Annotated in this window: 16 protein-coding genes; 14 read left to right on the forward strand and 2 right to left on the reverse strand. The window is 63.8% G+C overall.

The genetic code is table 11. From position 1 onward, the window contains the following. Positions 1 to 13: 13 nt before the first annotated feature. Complete coding sequence (locus PMO31116_RS11575; RefSeq protein ID WP_150566859.1) at positions 14 to 799, reverse strand: AraC family transcriptional regulator; 786 nt, start codon at positions 797 to 799, stop codon at positions 14 to 16. Between the two features lie 339 nt (positions 800 to 1,138). Between PMO31116_RS11575 and PMO31116_RS11580 the strand changes: the two genes are divergently transcribed. The 6 genes from PMO31116_RS11580 to PMO31116_RS11605 all read left to right on the forward strand — a co-directional run bounded on the left by PMO31116_RS11580 (position 1,139) and on the right by PMO31116_RS11605 (position 9,590). Further along, positions 1,139 to 3,301: a TonB-dependent siderophore receptor gene (locus tag PMO31116_RS11580; RefSeq protein WP_174971209.1), complete on the forward strand. Its 2,163-nt coding sequence runs from the start codon at positions 1,139 to 1,141 to the stop codon at positions 3,299 to 3,301. Between the two features lie 195 nt (positions 3,302 to 3,496). Further along, a complete protein-coding gene (ribA, locus tag PMO31116_RS11585; protein WP_150566861.1) occupies positions 3,497 to 4,144 on the forward strand; it encodes a GTP cyclohydrolase II in 648 nt (215 codons plus the stop codon). 435 nt (positions 4,145 to 4,579) lie between these two features. Further along, positions 4,580 to 4,927: a hypothetical protein gene (locus PMO31116_RS11590; protein WP_145863309.1), complete on the forward strand. Its 348-nt coding sequence runs from the start codon at positions 4,580 to 4,582 to the stop codon at positions 4,925 to 4,927. Positions 4,928 to 5,239: 312 nt separating this feature from the next. Further along, positions 5,240 to 8,017: a magnesium-translocating P-type ATPase gene (gene mgtA, locus PMO31116_RS11595; RefSeq protein WP_150566862.1), complete on the forward strand. Its 2,778-nt coding sequence runs from the start codon at positions 5,240 to 5,242 to the stop codon at positions 8,015 to 8,017. Between the two features lie 112 nt (positions 8,018 to 8,129). After that, complete coding sequence (locus tag PMO31116_RS11600) at positions 8,130 to 8,864, forward strand: transporter family protein (RefSeq protein ID WP_150566863.1); 735 nt, start codon at positions 8,130 to 8,132, stop codon at positions 8,862 to 8,864. A 183-nt stretch (positions 8,865 to 9,047) separates the two neighbouring features. Further along, entirely contained in the window at positions 9,048 to 9,590 is a 543-nt protein-coding gene (locus PMO31116_RS11605) for a MarR family winged helix-turn-helix transcriptional regulator (protein ID WP_023596866.1), read from the forward strand. Between the two features lie 75 nt (positions 9,591 to 9,665). On the opposite strand, the gene PMO31116_RS11610 is transcribed toward PMO31116_RS11605, so the two are convergent. Further along, positions 9,666 to 10,898, reverse strand: coding sequence for an IscS subfamily cysteine desulfurase (locus tag PMO31116_RS11610; protein WP_023873612.1), 1,233 nt, complete (start codon positions 10,896 to 10,898; stop codon positions 9,666 to 9,668). A 436-nt stretch (positions 10,899 to 11,334) separates the two neighbouring features. On the opposite strand from PMO31116_RS11610, the gene PMO31116_RS11615 reads away from it, so the two are divergent. The 8 genes from PMO31116_RS11615 to PMO31116_RS11650 all read left to right on the forward strand — a co-directional run bounded on the left by PMO31116_RS11615 (position 11,335) and on the right by PMO31116_RS11650 (position 18,349). Further along, a complete protein-coding gene (locus tag PMO31116_RS11615) occupies positions 11,335 to 11,853 on the forward strand; it encodes a flavin reductase family protein (protein ID WP_023596863.1) in 519 nt (172 codons plus the stop codon). 27 nt (positions 11,854 to 11,880) lie between these two features. After that, positions 11,881 to 13,362 carry a 4-hydroxyphenylacetate 3-hydroxylase family protein gene (locus PMO31116_RS11620; RefSeq protein ID WP_150566864.1) on the forward strand — a complete coding sequence of 494 codons (1,482 nt, stop codon included), beginning with the start codon at positions 11,881 to 11,883 and terminating at the stop codon, positions 13,360 to 13,362. 64 nt (positions 13,363 to 13,426) lie between these two features. Further along, on the forward strand, positions 13,427 to 13,807 hold the full coding sequence (locus PMO31116_RS11625; protein WP_023596861.1) for a cupin domain-containing protein: 381 nt from the start codon (positions 13,427 to 13,429) through the stop codon (positions 13,805 to 13,807). A 112-nt stretch (positions 13,808 to 13,919) separates the two neighbouring features. Further along, positions 13,920 to 15,164, forward strand: a complete 1,245-nt coding sequence (locus PMO31116_RS11630; protein WP_023596860.1) for an ABC transporter substrate-binding protein — start codon at positions 13,920 to 13,922, stop codon at positions 15,162 to 15,164. A gap of 47 nt (positions 15,165 to 15,211) precedes the next feature. Further along, positions 15,212 to 15,901, forward strand: coding sequence for a DUF2848 domain-containing protein (locus PMO31116_RS11635; RefSeq protein WP_023873616.1), 690 nt, complete (start codon positions 15,212 to 15,214; stop codon positions 15,899 to 15,901). Positions 15,902 to 15,905: 4 nt separating this feature from the next. Beyond that, entirely contained in the window at positions 15,906 to 16,685 is a 780-nt protein-coding gene (locus tag PMO31116_RS11640; protein WP_063599115.1) for an ABC transporter ATP-binding protein, read from the forward strand. Then, on the forward strand, positions 16,682 to 17,437 hold the full coding sequence (locus PMO31116_RS11645; protein WP_023596857.1) for an ABC transporter ATP-binding protein: 756 nt from the start codon (positions 16,682 to 16,684) through the stop codon (positions 17,435 to 17,437). Before PMO31116_RS11640 ends, PMO31116_RS11645 begins: the two co-directional genes overlap by 4 nt. A gap of 21 nt (positions 17,438 to 17,458) precedes the next feature. After that, a complete protein-coding gene (locus PMO31116_RS11650) occupies positions 17,459 to 18,349 on the forward strand; it encodes a branched-chain amino acid ABC transporter permease (protein WP_150566865.1) in 891 nt (296 codons plus the stop codon). Position 18,350: the final 1 nt, after the last annotated feature.

Genomic DNA, 18,350 nt, shown 5'->3' on the forward strand with positions numbered 1-18,350 from the left:
CGACGCGAACGACTCAGGCGTCGTCGAGGTAGCGCTGCGGGGAGCGCCCGGTCACCTGCTTGAACATGGCGATGAAGGCGCTCGGGCTGGCGTACCCGAAGGCATCGGCCGTCGCGGAGACCGACGTCCCCAGCGCCAATGTCGATATCGCTTCCGACACGCGCAGATGCTGGCGCCACGTGACAAAGGTCATGCCCGTCTCCGCCTGAAAATGACGCGCCAGCGTGCGTGCGCTCACGCCGAACTGCTTCCCCCAGAAGTCGAGCGTCAGCTTGCTGGACGGCTCATTCATCAAATGCTCGCAGATCGCCTGCAGCCTCATGTCGCGCGGCACCGGCACGCCGCGCTCGGGCAAGATGTCAGCCTCGCGCAGCACACCCAGCAGCGGCGGCACCGACAACGCCGCGCGGCTCGTCGGGCCGTAGTTGTCGCCGTCGCGACCGACCGTGACAGCCAGCTCGCGGATGAGCGGCGTGACGAGAATGACCGTCGGCTCGGTCGTATGCCACGGGAACACTCGCGGCTCGATATAAACATTGCACATTTGCCCGTCGCCCACGGCATGCAGTTCGTGCTCGACATCCGAGGGCAGCCACAAGGCGCGCGAAGGAGGCAAGGTCCAGATCGCCGCGGACGTCAGCACGCGCACGACGCCTCTCACCGGAAACACGAGCTGACCGTGACGATGGCGATGCCACACCAGGCGCTCGCCGTGACGATACGGCGTGACTTGTGCGAACACGTCGCGCGGCAACGGGCGAACGGCATTGGGGAATCGTTTGCGCAGGAAATCGTTCATGCCAAGGTTTTTGTTCGAATGTCGATAAGCCGACGACAGGTGTCAAAAAATCGACATTTATTGTCGTCCTTGCTTTTTTCGAACCCGATATTCTCCATAGCTATCAATGTGTTGTGACCAAACACGCACAAATTTGGTAATGAGTCTCATTTGCGATATTTCCGCCAGTGTAGCGGGATTTGACCAAAGGCGCGCGCGAGGCGTGTCGCCGCACAAGGCACGAGATGCCGATTCACGATCGCCGGCAGCGTCCGGCAACAAGGGGAAGTGTTGTCATTGATGCAAACGATCCAAAACGAGAAACCTTGTCACGCCGCACGGGGCCGCGCGAATGACCGCATGAGGGCGGGGGGCTTGCCGCCGGCACGCCACGCGCTGACGCCAGTTGCGTTCGCGCTCACGCTGTTCGGTGCCGCAACCGTCCAAGCTCAGACGCCGCCGCCCGGCGCGAAGCCTGTCGCGGTGCCTGACGCCACCGCGAGCCTGCCCGTCGCGAACGTGACGGCACAGCGTGACCCGCAGACGGAGGGATCGCTCTCGTACGGCACCCCCGTCACGACGATCGGCAAGATGTCGCAGGCGATCAAGGACATCCCCAATTCGATTTCCGTGGTCCCGCGAGCTCGCATGGACGACCAGGCCATGACGTCGGTGGCCGACGCGTTGCAGTTCACGACCGGCGTGACCGCCGTGAACTATGGAGACGGCACCAGCTACTTCAATTCGCGCGGGTACAACGTCGGTGTCGAGTTCGACGGGGTCTCGATTCTGAGCGGCATTCAGTATCAACCGCAGTTCGACCTGTCGATGTATGACCGGGTCGAGGTCCTGCGGGGCCCGGCGGGGGTGCTCGACGGCACCGGGGAGCCCGGCGGGACGGTCAATCTCGTGCGCAAGCGGCCGGGCGATACGTTTGCCGTGCGCAGCGAGACGAGCGTCGGGTCCTGGGCAAACTACCGCCAGATGATCGACGTGACCGGTCCGCTCAACGCGTCGGGAACCGTTCGCGGTCGGGCGGTCCTGACCGGCGACATGGGCAACAAGTCCGTGACCCGCACCGACGAACGCAACGTTCTCGCCTACGGCGCGCTCGAGTTCGATCTCACCCCCGGAACGTTGCTGTCGCTGTCCGGCGCGTATCAGGTCAACCCGTTGCATGGGTTCGATTATGGGCAGTCGTTGCTCACGAATCGCACGTTCCTGAATGCCCCTGACAATTCGAACTTCTCTCCGGACTGGAACTACGCCTGGACGTCGATGCAGGAGGTCAACGCCAAGTTGGAGCATCGTCTGGAGAACGACATCGTCTCGACGACGACGGTCAACTATCGGCATGTGCTGTCCAACAGCAAGTATGCGTATCTGGGGCCGGGCATCGATGCCTCGACCCTGACGGCACGATATTTCGCCCAGTCCCAGCGAGGCGAAAACAATCTGCTGGGCATCGACTCGCATCTGTCGGGGCCAGTGAAGGCGTTCGGACGCAAGCACGAGTGGCTGTTCGGCATGAGCTACCAGCTGACACAGCAGCGCAGTCTGTCGGGCGGTCGCAATCTCGGCAATTTCAGTATCTTCTCGCCACCGTCGGACGAACCGACGATTCCGTTCACGTCGGGCAACAAGCTTCAGTCGCAGCAGTTCGGGCTGTACGGTCAGGTTCGGGTCCGGGTCCTCGATCCGCTGACGGTCGTGCTTGGCGGACGTGAGGCGTGGTTTCAGCAGCAGAGCCAGAGTCTGCTGCCGACGGAGGGCCCGTGGAAGACGACGGCGCGGGCGAACCAGAAATTCATTCCCTACGGCGGTATCGTGCTTGCGCTCACGCCGCAGATCAACGCGTACTTCAATTACTCGGCGATCTTCGCGCCTCAGACGGCAACGACATTCGACGCCCAGGGCTTGCCGCCGCGCGAGGGCAAGCAGTATGAGGTCGGCCTGAAAGGCGCGTTCCTCGGCGGGCGCCTCAACGCGACGGTGGCGGCATTCCGTATGACCGACACGAATCGCGCCGTTGCGGATCCGTTGCACCCGACCGGCTCGGTGGCTGCCGGTGCGGCCCAGAGTCAGGGCTGGGAAGCCGAAGTCACCGGGCAGGTCTCGCGCAACTGGAACGCCTACGCGGGATATACCTTGCTGAATTCCCGGTACAACAGCGATCCGAGCCTGGTCGGTCAGGCGCTCGATGGCGAGGAGCCGCAGCATCTGTTCAAGCTGTACACCACGTATCGCTTCTCGGATCGTGCTTTCGACGGTCTGCTCAATGGACTTCGCGTGGGTGGCGGCGTCCGTATCCAGAGCTCGACTTACCGAACCGTGGGGGCGGCGCAAGGGGGTTACGCGGTATGGGACGCAATGCTCGCGTATCGCGTGAACCGTCATCTGGAAGCGCAGTTGAACGTGAACAATGTGTTCGATCGCGACTACTATGCCCGGGTGCCGTCCACGTTTTACGGCATCTACGGCGAGCGCCGTAACGTGATGCTCACGCTGCGCGCCGATTACTGAGCGTCGCGCCCCGACGCCGGAACGTCGCCTGGAAGCATCATCCAGGTGACGTTCGGGTGTGTCGTACCCGTCCATGAAACAGTGTGTTGCATGCTGCCTTCGGCCGAAAAACCCAAATGGCGGTACACTCCTAGCGCACGCCGCCCTTGTCGGGTGGCTCGAGATACCCCAAATTCGGCCTGTTTGAACCTCAAGATGAAGTCCCCCGGTACTGCCCCTGCCAAGCCCGCGTGCGACGCCGGCGAATGCGTCGAGCTTGTCGCGTCGGCAACGCTGCCGACCCGCTACGGCACCTTCACCTCACATGCCTTTCGCGTCAAGGACAGCGACAATGAGCACCTCGCGCTGGTCATGGGCGACGTGTCCGGCGACGCGCCGACGCTCGTGCGCCTGCATTCGGAATGTCTCACGGGGGATGTCTTCGGTTCCTATCGCTGCGACTGCGGCGAGCAGCTCGACGCCGGCATGCGCAAGATCGCCGAGGAAGGGCGCGGCGTGATGCTGTACCTGCGCGGCCACGAAGGCCGCGGTATTGGCCTGAGCAACAAGATCCGTGCATACCTTTTGCAAGAGCAGGGGCGCGATACGGTCGAAGCGAATCTCGATCTCGGCCTGCCCGACGACGCCCGCGAGTATGACTCGGCCGCCGCCATCCTGCGCATTCTCGGCGTTCGCTCCGTTCGTCTCATGAGCAACAATCCGAAGAAGTTCGACACGCTCGCCAAACACGGTATCCCGGTGTGCGAGCGTGTTGCACTCGACATTCCCGTGCGCGAAGAGAACGAACGCTACATCCGCACCAAGCAGGTGAAGTTCGGGCATTACTTCGAAGAGAACGAGTGAGGGCCGGCCGTCACGCGGCCCTTTGCGAAAATGCGTCGCATCTCTCGTAGGGGAAATCCGATCCATATTGCAACGCATCAATTTGTGCTTGACGTCGCAAATTAGGCTCAGTTACCATCCGCCCTGTCTTCCATTCAAGGGGTATGTCCGTGAATTCCGATGCCAGTAGTCCTCGATCTTTGATCGATTGATTGCCTGAGGATCCACAGCCATTCCCTGTGCCGCATCCTCATGCAGGATGCGGTGTCTTGCGCCAATCGACGCGCTGCCTGAGCGCGATGTCCCCGGCGCCATTCCCGCAAAAATTTCCATCGTCGTGCCCGTGAAGGGTGTCGCCGTTTCGCGTCCGTACTTCGGGTTGCGACGTCGCCCACGCACGTGCCGACCGTCCGTGCCGCCCGCGGCACAGACGCTTCGCAGCCATGCGAGGAAGTCATGCGAGCCATTCAAACGTTTCAGGCCTTCCAGGGCCAACCCACGCGCGCCACACCGGTGTCGCACCTCACTGTCGTCTGCCTGGCCGATGCCCTCGGCGCATTGCGCAAGCAGATGTTCGTCGATCTGACCGCCCTCGGCTTGCGTGCCACGCACGTGAGCATCACGCACTGGAACGACCGCGACGAGGCCTCCGCCACCGTCACGCTCGATTGTCCGAAAGCCTCCAGGGCCTCACTCACGTCGCTCGTCATGCGCCTGTCCGACGAGCGCTGCGTGCGCCGGGTGTTCTGGTCAGACGACGTCGTGCGCCGCATGCCGGGCACTGGGGCATCTGCGCGCGCTTAGGCACAATGCGCCGACGGGCGCATGACCCGGAAAGCGTATCGATCAATAACAAATAAGGAGTCCGAAATGGAAGACGGAAGTCCACGAATGTGGCCCGTCGGGACCGCACCGATGGCGTGCGATACCCCGACGGGCGACGCAGAGCCAGACCCACGCATTTTCGTTATCACCGACCGCGCGCCGCGCGGCGCGGCTGGGAGCGTTCGCGCCGACTTCCGGAGACACCTATCCGGTAGCGCCTGACGAGTCCGGCTGGCCGCGGTGCCGGGCATGCCCGGCATGTCCGTGCAAGTCGCGCCAGGGAAACTCGTCATGACCAAGCAACTCCGATCGCGCCAGAAGCAGCGCGGCTTCGTCGAGCATTCGACGCCTTCCGATCTGCAGCACCGCGGCCCCGACGTCATCGCACGTCTGGCCGTCGAACCGCTGCACGATGTCCTTCATACCCTCGGTACCGACCCGCGCGGCCTCACGCTCGCGGAAGTCGGTCTGCGTCAGACGCGCCACGGTCCGAACGAGATCGCGCACGACAAGCCACCTCACTGGACGGTGCAACTGCTCGGCGCCTTCAACAACCCCTTCGTGATGGTGCTGCTCGTGCTCGCGGCGATCAGTTTCCTCACCGATGTCTACTTCGCCGAGCCGGGCGACCAGGACTACAAGAGCATCATCATCCTGCTCACGATGGTGACGATCAGCGGCCTGCTGCGCTTCTTCTCCGAATTCCGATCGCTGCGCGCGGCCGAGAAGCTCAAGGCAATGGTGCGCACCACGGCAAGCGTGCGTCGTCGCGTGAGTGCTTCCGGCGAGCCGGAGCGTCACGAAGTCGCCATGCGCGAGTTGGTCGTAGGCGACATCGTGACGCTGCAGGCGGGCGACATGATTCCCGCCGACCTGCGTCTGATCGAGTCGCGGGATCTGTTCATCAGCCAGGCGGTCCTCACCGGCGAAGCGTTGCCTGTGGAGAAGTACGACACGCTTGGCGCCGTGGCCCAGAAGTCCGCCGCGGCGTCCGGAGTGCGCGCCACCGAAGCGCCGGCCGGGCAAGCGGGCGCTGCGCTGCTCGACCTGTCCAACATCTGCTTCATGGGCACGAATGTGGTGAGCGGCACGGCAACCGGCGTGGTCGTGGCCACCGCGGGTGACACCTATTTTGGCGCGTTGGCGAAGAATGTGGTGCGTCACAAGCGTGTCGAGACGAGCTTCGATCGCGGCGTGAACAGCGTGAGCTGGCTGCTCATTCGCTTCATGCTGGTGATGGTGCCGGTCGTCTTCATGATCAACGGCCTGACGAAGGGCGACTGGCTGAGCGCGCTGACCTTCGCGCTGGCCGTGGCGGTGGGCCTCACGCCCGAAATGCTGCCGATGATCGTGAGCGCTAACCTCGCACGCGGTGCGATGGCGATGTCGCGCCGCAAGGTGGTGGTCAAGCGCCTCAATTCGGTGCAGAACTTTGGTGCCATGGACGTGCTGTGTACCGACAAGACGGGCACGCTCACGCAGGACCGTATCATCCTCGAACAGCATCTGGACGTGAGCGGTGACGTGCAGGAAGACGTGTTGCGCCTGGGGTGGCTCAACAGCTTTCACCAGAGCGGCCAGCGCAATCTGATCGACGTGGCGATTCTGCGTCGCGCCAACGAGATCGGTGACCCGGTGCAGCCGCGCGCCTTCGCCAAGATCGACGAACTGCCGTTCGATTTCGTGCGTCGCCGTTTGTCGGTGGTGGTCGCCAATGAGCGCGGCGAACACCTGATGATCACCAAGGGCGCGGTCGAGGAAATGCTGGCGGTCTCCACGCACGTAAAGACGCCGCAAGGGGTGCGCGCGCTCGACGATGCCTCTCGCGCCATGCTGCTCGCCCGTGCCGAGGCTTACAACGAAGACGGCTTTCGTGTGCTGGTGGTGGCAACCCGCGACATCCCGGCCGGGGAGGCGAAGACGCAGTACAAGACGGCTGACGAGGCCGGACTGACCGTCTGCGGCTTCCTGACGTTCCTCGACCCGCCCAAGGATTCGGCCGCCCCGGCCATCGCCGCGCTGCGCGAGCATGGCGTGACGGTGAAGGTGCTCACCGGCGACAACCCGATCGTGACGATGAAGGTATGCCGCGAGGTCGGTATCGAACCGGGTACGCCGCTGCTCGGTGCGGACATCGAGCCGATGGACGACGACACCCTGCGCAACGTGGTCAAGTCCACGACGGTGTTCGCCAAGCTCGCGCCGCTGCACAAGGCGCGCGTGGTCAAGGCCCTCCAGGCCAACGGCCACACCGTGGGCTTTCTCGGCGATGGCATCAACGATGCGCCGGCGCTGCGCGACGCCGACGTGGGCATTTCGGTGGACACCGGGGCGGACATCGCCAAGGAGACCGCCGACATCATCCTGCTGGAAAAGAGCCTGATGGTGCTGGAGGAGGGGGTGATCAAGGGCCGCGAGACGTTCGGCAACATCCTCAAGTACCTGAACATGACGGCGAGTTCGAATTTCGGCAACGTGTTCTCGGTGCTGGTCGCCAGCGCATTCCTGCCGTGGGAGCCGATGCTTGCGATGCAGTTGCTCGTGCAGAACCTCGTGTACGACATCTCGCAGATGTTCCTGCCGTGGGATCGCATGGATCCGGAGTTCCTCAAGAAGCCGCGCAAGTGGGATGCGGGCAACATCCGTCGCTTCATGCTGTGGATCGGACCGACGTCCTCGGTGTTCGACATCACGACATACGCGCTGATGTGGACCGTGTTCGGTGCGGGCGCGCTCTATCACGCCCACGGCGGCGATGCCGGCCAGGTGATCATGAATTCCGGCTGGTTCATCGAGGGACTCGTGTCGCAAACGCTGGTGGTGCACCTGCTGCGCACGCAGAAGATCCCCTTCCTGCAAAGCACGCCGGCCCTGCCGATCATGCTCTCGACGTCCGTCGCGATTGCACTGGCGTGCTGGCTGCCGTACTCGCCGTTCGCCGGTGCGCTGGGTTTCGTCAGCCTGCCGGGTTCGTACTTCTACTGGCTCGTAGCCACCATGCTCGGCTACATCGCACTGGCACAGACGGTCAAGACGATCTACATCCGTCGCTTCGGCCGCTGGTTCTGAGCGCCGGTGCCACAAATGCGCCCCACCGCCGCTCCGGCGAGCGGGGCGTGCCCCGACACACGCGCCCGGGCGGAACATGCCCGGCGCACAACACATCGAAAGAGAACGCAACATGAAGAAGTCATGCATGACGCTCGCGCTCGTTTTCCCGCTCAGCGCTTTCGCGGCTCACCCGCTGGTCAGCGACGACACCGGCACCCAGGGTGACGGCAACTGGCAGTTCGAGACAAATGGGGAAGTGACGGCAAAGCAGCCGGACACCGGCCGTCAAACCCTCTGGAACAGCACGTTGACGCGCGGCGTCGGCGAGGCGCTGGATCTGTACGTCAACGTGCCGTACACGAATCTCCAGCATCGGTCGGATTCGGCCGGCAGCGGCGTCGGCGATGTGGAAACGGGAGCCAAATGGCGCCTGTTCGACGACGGCGCACTGAGCATCGGCGTCAAACCGTATCTGACGTTTCCGTCGGGCAACGATCGGCGCGGGCTGGGCAACGGACGGGTGAATGCCGGCGCCACGTTGCTCACGCAATACGCGATCCGAGACTGGACCTTCCTCGTCAACGCCGGTGCGGCCTATCAGGCCAACACGCAGGGGCAGCGTCAATCGCTATGGAAGGTGTCGGGGGCGGTCCTTTACCGCGTGCTGCCGACGACACAGTTGATTGTGGACGTTGGCATGTCGCAAAACCCCGACTTTTCGCAGCGAACCAATCCGGCGTTCGTGATTCTCGGCGCAATCTATAGCCCTCGGCCATGGCTCGACCTGGACATGGGTTATCGACGAGGCCTGAACCCGCAGACCTATGACGATTCGTGGATGGCCGGCCTGACCGTGCGTTGGTAACCGGCGTCGGGCGCCGAGGCCGGCGAGCCGCTGCCGGTCGTCGGCGCGCATGGCCGGACAGCGCCCGACGAGACGACGGGGGGAGGCGGGCAAACCGCCCGCCGGCGCAATGATAACTTTGCAGTATAATTTTTTTCCAAAGTCATTGTTCCGGCGCGTTGCGCCGCATTCCGCTTCCCCATCATGTCCAAATCGTCGGCCCCGAAGGCCTTGACCGTTACCAATCCGGCCTGTCTCATCGACGGTTCCGACGCCGAATTCCGTCATCTGATCAACGGCCTGCTCCCATTCGCCGCGCGTTTGCTCTCGGTGCGCGACGGTTTTGGCAGCCTGATCGGCCTGACCGGCATTCAGTATTCGCTGTTGCAGTCGGTCGTGCACCTGTCGTCGGTGGGCGACGTGACCGTCAACCAATTGGCCGAGCACCTGCACCTGTCCGGTGCGTTCGTGACCATCGAGACGAACAAGCTCAAAGCGCTCAAGCTGATCGACAAGCGTCAGAACCCCGAGGATCGGCGCAAGATGAGCCTCACCGTGACCACGGCAGGCGCCAGACTGCTCCACGAACTCACCCCCTCACAGCAGCGCATCAACGACGTACTGTTCGACGGCGTGACACGCACCGAATTCAAGGTGCTGTGCGCCGTGGTCGATCGGCTCGTCGCCAATGGCGACCGCGCCACGCTCGATCTCGGCCATCTGCTGGCGATTCGCGACAAGCGGTAGGCGCCACGCGCCGCGTGCCGCGTGCCGCGTGCCGCGTGCGTTAGGCGGCGCCCGCGGCGCCCGCGGAGCGCGCGTTCAGTGCGCGGCCCATTGGATCGTGTTCAGATCGACGCCGTCCTGATACATATCCCACAGGGGGCTCATCGCGCGCAGCTTGCCGACGGTGCCGCGCACCTGCTCGATAACGCTGTCGACCTCGGCCTCGGTCGAGAAACGGCCGAGCGTGAAGCGGATGGAGCTGTGTGCGAGTTCGTCGCTGCGCCCGAGCGCACGCAGCACGAACGACGGCTCGAGTGAAGCCGACGTACAGGCCGAGCCTGACGACACCGCCACGCCCTTGATGCCCATGATGAGCGATTCGCCTTCGACGAAGTTGAAGCTCACGTTCAGGTTGTGCGGCACGCGGTGCGTCAAGTCGCCGTTGACGTAGACCTCGTCCATGGCCTTCAGGCCGGCGAGCAACCGGTCGCGCAGCGCACCGACACGTGCCGCCTCGGAGGCCAGTTCCAGCCGGGCCAGTCGGAACGCTTCCCCCATTCCCACGATCTGATGCGTCGGCAGCGTGCCCGAGCGCATGCCGCGTTCGTGTCCGCCGCCGTGAATCTGCGCCTCGATGCGGATGCGCGGCTTGCGGCGCACGTAGAGCGCACCAATGCCCTTCGGCCCGTACACCTTGTGGGCGGTGACCGTCATCAGGTCGACCTTGAGCGATTGCAGATCGATGGGGATCTTGCCCGCTGCCTGCACGGCGTCGCAGTGAAACACGATGCCGCGTTCGCGGCAAAGCTCGCCGATCTCGGCAATCGGCTGAATCACGCCGATCTCGTTATTGACCATCATGACCGATACCAGGATGGTGTCCGGCCGCAGCGCGTCGCGCAGCATATCCACGGTGATCAGGCCGTCGGCCTGCACGTCGAGATAAGTGACTTCGAAGCCCTGGCGCTCCAGCTCGCGCATGGTGTCGAGCACGGCCTTGTGCTCGGTCTTCACCGTAATCAGGTGCTTGCCCTTGCCGCTGTAGAAATTCGCCGCCCCCTTGATCGCGAGGTTGTTGCCTTCGGTGGCGCCCGAAGTCCAGACGATTTCGCGCGGATCGGCGCCCAGCAATGCGGCGACATCCTCGCGCGCCGTCTCGACGGCCGCTTCGGCGGCCCAGCCATAGCTATGACTGCGCGAGGCCGGATTGCCGAAATTGACGGCGAGATACGGCACCATTTTCTCGACCACGCGCGGATCGACGGGTGTCGTGGCGCTGTAGTCCATGTAGATGGGGGCTTCGAAAAGCGACGGCGTGGCTGACGGCATAGGGGACTCCGAATCGTCCGGTGGACATCTTGAATTGCGGCCGAGTGTAGCACCGCACATTGCGCGCATCGCACTCTCCCACATTGGAAAAAGGGTTTCATTGCCGTCGAATCGGACGGCATTTGCATCGGGTAAACGAGAAATTATTCGAAATGCGATGCAATGAATTGTGCGCAATCCAGTTGTGTCTGGTGCATCGCGATAGTCATGAAAGCCCAATAACCACGAGGCTCTTGCCCGGAATTCGTGCGGCAATGCACCAGTGAAATGCAGGTGCACCGTCACGACTCTCAGGGTTTACCTTGCTTGTTTAGCTATTTTTGTTAACGTTGAATAATGACTAACAAACAAAGCTAAATGAACAAGGCGGTGTGGTGTGCGGAACGGCCGGTCAGGGCGAATTCGCACGTCGGATCGGCTTGTAATGGAGGTAGCCATGACCGATGTATCGAGCGCAATGCCGGCTCAGGAAGACGAAGCGCGACAGTTTCGTCGCACGCTTGCCATGTTCGCCACCGGTGTGGCCGTGATCACGTCCGAGCGTGCGGACGGATCGCCCATCGGCATCACCGTGGCGTCGTTCAATTCGGTGTCGCTAGACCCGCCGCTGGTGCTGTTTTCGGTCGACCGGCGCTGTTTGAGTCTGGATGACCTGCGCGCCGCCCGGCGCTACACCGTCAACGTGCTTGACGAGAGCCAGCGCGAGACGTCGAACCGCTTCGCTACGGCGAGGGGCAACAAGTGGGAGGGCGTGAGCTTCGCGGGCGAAGGCGTCGGCCGCCTGCCGGGGGCGCTGGCCGCCTTCGAGTGCGAGTCGCATGCCCAGCACGACGGCGGCGACCACGTGATCTTTGTCGGACGGGTCGTTCGTCACGCGGCGCGGCACGACGGCCGACCGCTCATTTTCTTCGGCGGGCGGTACTGCTCGCTAGATACCACGCCGGTGGCGGCGTGAGTTCACCAGGGGTTTCAGGAGAGAGTCATGGTAAAGAACGGTAGTCAACATATCGGTCAGCTGCGCGACGGGCGCGAAGTGTACATCGACGGCAAGGCGGTGGGCGACGTGACGACGCACCCGGCGTTCCGCAACTCGATTCGCAGCTACGCCAGCCTGTACGACTTTCAGGCGCGTCCGGAAAACCTCGAGGCGATGACGTTTGCGTCGCCGGACACGGGCGATCGTGTCTCGCGCATCTGGCAATTGCCTGCGAGCTACGACGAACTGGTGCAGCGCCGCGAGATGCTCGAGGCCTGGAGCGAGCTGCATTACGGCTTCATGGGACGCTCGCCCGACCACGTCGCCTCGTGCATTTCGGGCATGGTGATGGGCATCGACGTGTTCGAACAGTACGACACGAAGCGCGCCGGCGCCTTGCGCGACTACTACAGATACGCGCGTGACAACGATCTGTTCCTGACGTACGTGATCGTCAACCCGCAGGCCAACCAGTCGAAAGCGGCCCACGAACAGGAAGACAAGTACCTCGCGGTGGGCATCGTCGACCAGGACAACGAGGGCATTACGGTGCGCGGCGCGAAGATGCTTGCCACGAGCGGCATCATGGCCAATGAGGTGTTCTGCAGTTGCATCCAGCCGCTCAAGGCGGGCGACGAGATGTATGCACTGTCGTTCGCCATTCCCATGAACACGAAAGGGCTGCGCATATTGTCGCGCAAGTCCTACGAGGGCAGTGCCACGTCCGTGTTCGACAATCCGCTCGCCTCGCGCTTCGACGAGAACGACGCCGTGCTGTACTTCGACGATGTGAAGGTGCCGTGGGAGCGAATCTTCGTCGCGGGCGACACGGCCATGTGCGCAAAGCAGTTTCACGCCACGCCCGCGCACAGTTACCAGAACTATCAGTGTCAGGTGCGGCTCATGGTCAAGCTGCGCTTTCTGGTCGGCATCGCCCTGCGAATTACCGAGGTCAATGGCACCAACGCCTTCCCGCAGGTGCGCGAAGCGCTGGGGCAACTGGCGGCCGAGGCGGCCATGGTCGAGGCGTGGGTGCACGGTATGGAAGCCAAGGGGCACGTGGAGAACGGCTTCTACGTGCCTGACCGCAGCCTGCTCTACGGCTCGCAGGTGCTCACCCAGCAGCTCTACACGAAGGTGCTCGGTACGCTTCGCGAGCTGGCCGGCGGCGGCATGATCATGCTGCCCTCGAGCATCCACGACTTCGAGAACCCGATGCTCGCCAGCATCATCGAGAAGACGCAGAAGTCGCCGGTGGCCGACGCCGAGGAGCGGGTCAAGTTCTTCAAGCTCGCCTGGGACGCCGTAGGTTCGGAGTTTGCGTCGCGCCACAACCAGTACGAGATGTTCTACGCCGGGGCGACTTTCGTCACGAAGGGCCACGCCTATCGCACGTACGACTGGCAAAAGGCCACACGACTCGTCGACAACCTGCTCGGCACCTATGCGCTCTCGGACGAAATCGTCCGGCAGCCGGTCGCGGCCTGATCCGCGCCGTCGCTTCCTGCACATTCACGACACCGCAAATTTCAGCCAAAGACAAGGAGTCCGCATGGCAATCAACAAGCTGCACGATGAGTTTCGCACCATCGACATGACGCAGGGCTGGGAGGTGCCGCCCGGCTATCCCCCCGGCATCGAACAGAAGATTCTCGCGGGCTCGCTCGACGAAGCGAACCGTGCCGGCAGTCGCACGCGCTTGCTGCGCTTCGCGCCGGGTATCCATACCACGGCGCCGTTCGTGCACACCTACTGGGAGGAGGTGTATCTCGTCTCGGGCGATCTGACGGTCGGGAACGACGCGCAGGGCGAAGGGGGCGAGGCGTTCGCGCCGAATACTTACGCCTGCCGCCCGCCCGGCGCGTTCCACGGGCCGTTCAAGTCGAACGGCGGCTGTCTGCTGCTCGAGATTCATTACTACGATCCGGCCTGACACGTTCAGGGAAAGGCACAGGTGCGGCGTACGCCAGGACGTTGCCGCACCGCCGCAGGCATTCGCACACGCAAGCACACACGACATCTCCACAGGCTATCGGGAAAACATCATGTCTACGTTTCGCGCAAGTCGTATCACGTCATTGGCCGCATTGGCGATCGCCGCCGCGACCTTCGCCGCCTCGCTTTCAGCCCAGGCCCAGCCCGGCAAGATGAGCGACGGCGTGGTCAAGATCGGGGTGCTCACCGACATGTCGTCGATCTTCTCCGACATCGGCGGCAAGGGATCGGTGATCGCCGCGCAGATGGCCGTCGACGATTTCGGCGGCAAGGTCAACGGCGTGCCGGTCAAGGTCATCTCGGCCGACCATCAGAACAAGACCGATGTGGCGGCGACCATTGCGCGCGACTGGTTCGACAACCAGCAGGTCGACGTGGTCGAGGACCTGCTGCCGTCGTCGGTGGCGCTGGCGGTGTCGAACGTGGCCAGGGCCAAGAAGCGCATTGCGATCGTGACGGGCGCGGGCACCACGCGGCTGGTCAACGAGGAGTGCTCGCCGTACACCGTACAGTATTCCTACGATACCTATTCGTTCGCGTCGAACACCGTCAAGGCCATGACGAGGAGCGGCGACAACAGCTGGTATTTCCTCACCGTCGATTACGCGCTCGGCGCTTCGCTCGAGAAAGATGCCACGGACGCGCTGCAACACGTGAACGGCAAGGTCGTGGGCCGTGCCAAACATCCGCTCAATTCCTCCGACCTGTCGTCGTACCTGCTTCAGGCGCAGGCGTCGCGCGCCAAGGTGATCGCGCTTGCCAATGCTGGCGCCGACACCGTCAACGCGATCAAGACGGCGCGTGAGTTCGGTATTACCGGGCCGGGCAAGCAGAAGATCGCCGGATTGCACATGTTCATCAGCGATATCCACAGCCTGGGGCTCGAAGCGGCGCAGGGCATGACGCTTACCACCGCCTTCTACTGGGACCGCGACGACGCCTCGCGCACCTGGGCGCAACGGTTCTACGCCAAGACCGGCAAGATGCCCACGCTCGTGCATGCCGGCACGTATTCGTCGGTCATGCATTACCTGCAGGCGGTGCAGCGCACCGGTACGGACGACGCCGACACGGTCATGGCTTCGATGAAGGCGACGCCGGTGAACGACTTCTTTGCCAAGGGCGGACAAATTCGCCCCGACGGCCTGATGGTGCACGACATGTACCTCGTCCAGGTGAAGTCGCCCAAGGCATCGAAGAAGCCATGGGACTACTACAACGTGGTGCAGACCATTCCCGCCGCCGAAGCGTTTCGCCCCCTCGCGCAGAGCCAATGCGCGCTCGTGAAGAAGTGATCGGGGCAGTCCCATCAGGAAGGTAGTCCATGACCGGAGTCGGCAAGATGAATCTCATGCATTTCGTAGTGCAGACGGCGCAGGGTGCCGTCGATCTCGACATTCCCATCAGGCAGTTGGTGATCGCGGGCTGGACCGGGCGCGATACCGAGGCGATGGAGCATCACATCCGCGAGCTGGAGGCGTTGGGCGTGAAGCGTCCCGCGGCCACGCCGATGTTCTATCGCGTATCCAGCGACCGGCTCACGACGCAGGCGCACATCGAGGCAAGCGGGCGCGCGAGCAGCGGCGAGGTCGAGTTCCTGCTCGTGCGCAGCGGTGGGCAGACGTATGTCGGCGTGGCGTCGGATCACACTGACCGCGAAGTGGAGACGTACGGCGTGACGGTGTCCAAGCAGATGTGCGAAAAGCCTTGCGCGACGGTGCTCTGGCGCCTGGAGGACATCGAGCCGCATTGGGACCGTCTCGTGCTGCGAAGCTACGCCAACATTGGCGGTGAGAAGGTGCTGTACCAGCAGGGACCGGTCACGACGATGCGTGCGCCGTCGGATTTGCTGGCACGGTTTGCCGACGCGGGCGGTCGCTTCGAAGACGGCACCGCCATGCTTTGCGGCACGCTGGCGGCCATCGGCGGTATTCGTTCGGCCGAGCGTTTCGACTTCGAACTCGAAGACCCGGTACTCGGGCGCCGGCTGCAGCACGGCTACGGCATTACGCCGTTGCCGGTCCTGGGATAAGTCCATGGCGCACGACGACATCATTCTCGAGACGCGGCAACTCACCAAGGCGTTTCGCGGCTTCACGGCGGTCGGCGGCGTCGATCTGAAGGTCAGGCGCGGTGCGATCCACGCCCTGATCGGACCGAACGGCGCGGGCAAGACGACGTGCTTCAACCTGCTGACGAAGTTCCTCACGCCCACGTCGGGCCAGATTCTCTATCGGGGCGAGGACATCACGCGGCTCGCCCCGGCGACGGTTGCACGGCGCGGCATGATCCGCTCGTTTCAGATCTCGGCGGTATTCGGACATTTGTCCGTCATCGAAAACGTGCGCGTGGCGCTCCAACGTGCCACTGGCTGCTCGTACCACTTCTGGCGCAGCACACGCGCGGTGGGCGATCTGGATACGCGCGCCATGGCGCTGCTCGACGAGGTGGGCATCGCGGCGTATGCGCATGAGCCGACCGTCTCGCTGCCTTACGGTCGCAAGCGGGCGCTCGAGATTGCGACCACGCTGGCGATGGAGCCGGATGTCATGCTGCTCGACGAGCCCACGCAGGGCATGGGGCACGAAGACGTCGAGCGGGTCGCGGCCTTGATCCGGCAGGTGGCTGCCGGTCGAACCGTGCTGATGGTCGAACACAACATGAAAGTGGTTTCGGGCATCGCCGACACGATCACGGTGCTGCAACGCGGCGAGATCCTGGCCGAGGGCGACTACGCCACGGTCACGGCCGATCCGCGTGTGCGCGAAGCCTATATGGGTACGGCAGACGCCGATCTGGAAGGAGCGCACGCATGAACGCGCATGACGCTTCCCTTGCGGCGGCGAGCGTACCGGCGCTGGCCGTATCGGGCCTGCAGGCGTGGTATGGCGAATCGCACATTCTTCACGGCGTGGATCTGGTGGCCGCGCAGGGCGAGGTCGTGAGCCTGCTCGGGCGCAACGGCGCGGGCCGCAGCACCACGCTGCGCGCCATTCTCGGCCTGACCGACGCACGCGACGGCTCGGTACGTGTCTTCGGTCGCGAAACCATCGGCCTGCCGACGCGCAGGATCGCGCGCTGCGGGGTGGGTTTCTGTCCGGAGGAGCGCGGCATCTTTGCGAGCCTGTCGTGCGAGGAAAACCTGCTGCTTCCCCCCGTGCTCGCGGCCGGCGATGGGGTGTCGGCGCGGGCGGGAATGTCGCTCGACGAGATCTACGCCATGTTCCCGAACCTGGCCGAGCGCCGGCACAGTCCCGGCACGCGGCTCTCGGGTGGCGAGCAGCAGATGCTGGCGATCGCGCGGATCCTGCGCACCGGCGTGCGTCTGCTGCTGCTCGACGAGATCTCGGAGGGACTGGCCCCGGCCATCGTGCGCACGTTGGCGCGCATGATCGAGACACTCAAATCGCGGGGCTACACGATCGTGCTGGTCGAGCAGAACTTTCACTTTGCCGCGCCCCTCGCCGAGCGCTTCTACGTGATGGAGCACGGCCGCATCGCGCTGCAATTCGACGCCGCGCAGTTGCCCGTCCACACCGAGGCATTGCAAACGCTGCTCAACGTGTAATCCGCTCACAAGGTCAATGCCGTGAATCCTTTCGATATTCCTTTGCCGTCGCTGCTCGGCCAGTTGATGCTTGGGCTGGTCAACGGTTGCTTCTATGCCGTGCTGAGCCTGGGCCTTTCGGTCATCTTCGGCCTGCTCAACGTCATCAATTTCGCGCACGGTGCGCTGTTCATGATCGGGGCGCTCATCGCGTGGATGGGAGGCCAGTACCTCGGGCTCGACTATTGGACGATGCTGGTGCTCGCGCCGCTGGCCGCCGGCGTGCTGGGCGCGGCCATCGAGCGGGGGCTGCTCTGCCGCATCTACAAGCTCGATCATTTGTACGGGCTGCTGCTCACGCTGGGCCTCACGCTGATCATCGAAGGGCTCGGCCGCTCGGCGTACGGCGTTTCGGGCATGTCGTTCGACGGCCCCGCGCTGCTGGCCGGGGCCACCCGCCTGCCGTTCATGGTGCTGCCCAATTATCGGGCGTGGGTGGTGGTCGCGTCGCTCTGCGCTTGCGCGCTGACGTGGTTCGTGATCGAGCGCACTCGCGTCGGCGCATTGTTGCGCGCCGGCACCGAGAATGCCCGTCTGGTCGAGACATTCGGTGTGAACGTGCCGCTCATGGTCACGCTCACGTACGCCTTCGGCGCGGCACTGGCGGCGTTCGCGGGCGTGCTGGCCGCTCCGATCATGCAGGTCTCTCCGATCATGGGCCAGCCGATGATCGTGACGGTATTCGCCATCGTCGTGATCGGCGGCATGGGGTCGATCGCCGGTTCGGTCGTCACGGGCCTGGCGCTCGGCGTGCTCGAGGGGCTGACCAAGCTCTGGTACCCGGAGGCTTCGGCCACGGTCGTGTTCGTGATCATGGCGCTCGTACTCCTCGTACGTCCGCATGGTCTGTTCGGTGGTTATGCCAACAATTGAG

The sequence above is a fragment of the Pandoraea morbifera genome (assembly GCF_902459575.1).
In the GTDB taxonomy this organism is placed as follows: domain Bacteria; phylum Pseudomonadota; class Gammaproteobacteria; order Burkholderiales; family Burkholderiaceae; genus Pandoraea; species Pandoraea morbifera.

Bases quoted from the DNA above. Each gene is read 5' to 3' on its own strand.
- PMO31116_RS11615 (WP_023596863.1), top strand. From the start codon at position 11,335: ATGACCGATGTATCGAGCGCAATGCCGGCTCAGGAAGACGAAGCGCGA.
- PMO31116_RS11630 (WP_023596860.1), top strand. From the start codon at position 13,920: ATGTCTACGTTTCGCGCAAGTCGTATCACGTCATTGGCCGCATTGGCG.
- PMO31116_RS11575 (WP_150566859.1), bottom strand. From the start codon at position 799: ATGAACGATTTCCTGCGCAAACGATTCCCCAATGCCGTTCGCCCGTTG.
- PMO31116_RS11580 (WP_174971209.1), top strand. From the start codon at position 1,139: ATGAGGGCGGGGGGCTTGCCGCCGGCACGCCACGCGCTGACGCCAGTT.
- mgtA (WP_150566862.1), top strand. From the start codon at position 5,240: ATGACCAAGCAACTCCGATCGCGCCAGAAGCAGCGCGGCTTCGTCGAG.
- PMO31116_RS11645 (WP_023596857.1), top strand. From the start codon at position 16,682: ATGAACGCGCATGACGCTTCCCTTGCGGCGGCGAGCGTACCGGCGCTG.
- ribA (WP_150566861.1), top strand. From the start codon at position 3,497: ATGAAGTCCCCCGGTACTGCCCCTGCCAAGCCCGCGTGCGACGCCGGC.
- PMO31116_RS11605 (WP_023596866.1), top strand. From the start codon at position 9,048: ATGTCCAAATCGTCGGCCCCGAAGGCCTTGACCGTTACCAATCCGGCC.
- PMO31116_RS11640 (WP_063599115.1), top strand. From the start codon at position 15,906: ATGGCGCACGACGACATCATTCTCGAGACGCGGCAACTCACCAAGGCG.
- PMO31116_RS11610 (WP_023873612.1), bottom strand. From the start codon at position 10,898: ATGCCGTCAGCCACGCCGTCGCTTTTCGAAGCCCCCATCTACATGGAC.
- PMO31116_RS11620 (WP_150566864.1), top strand. From the start codon at position 11,881: ATGGTAAAGAACGGTAGTCAACATATCGGTCAGCTGCGCGACGGGCGC.
- PMO31116_RS11635 (WP_023873616.1), top strand. From the start codon at position 15,212: ATGAATCTCATGCATTTCGTAGTGCAGACGGCGCAGGGTGCCGTCGAT.
- PMO31116_RS11590 (WP_145863309.1), top strand. From the start codon at position 4,580: ATGCGAGCCATTCAAACGTTTCAGGCCTTCCAGGGCCAACCCACGCGC.
- PMO31116_RS11600 (WP_150566863.1), top strand. From the start codon at position 8,130: ATGAAGAAGTCATGCATGACGCTCGCGCTCGTTTTCCCGCTCAGCGCT.
- PMO31116_RS11625 (WP_023596861.1), top strand. From the start codon at position 13,427: ATGGCAATCAACAAGCTGCACGATGAGTTTCGCACCATCGACATGACG.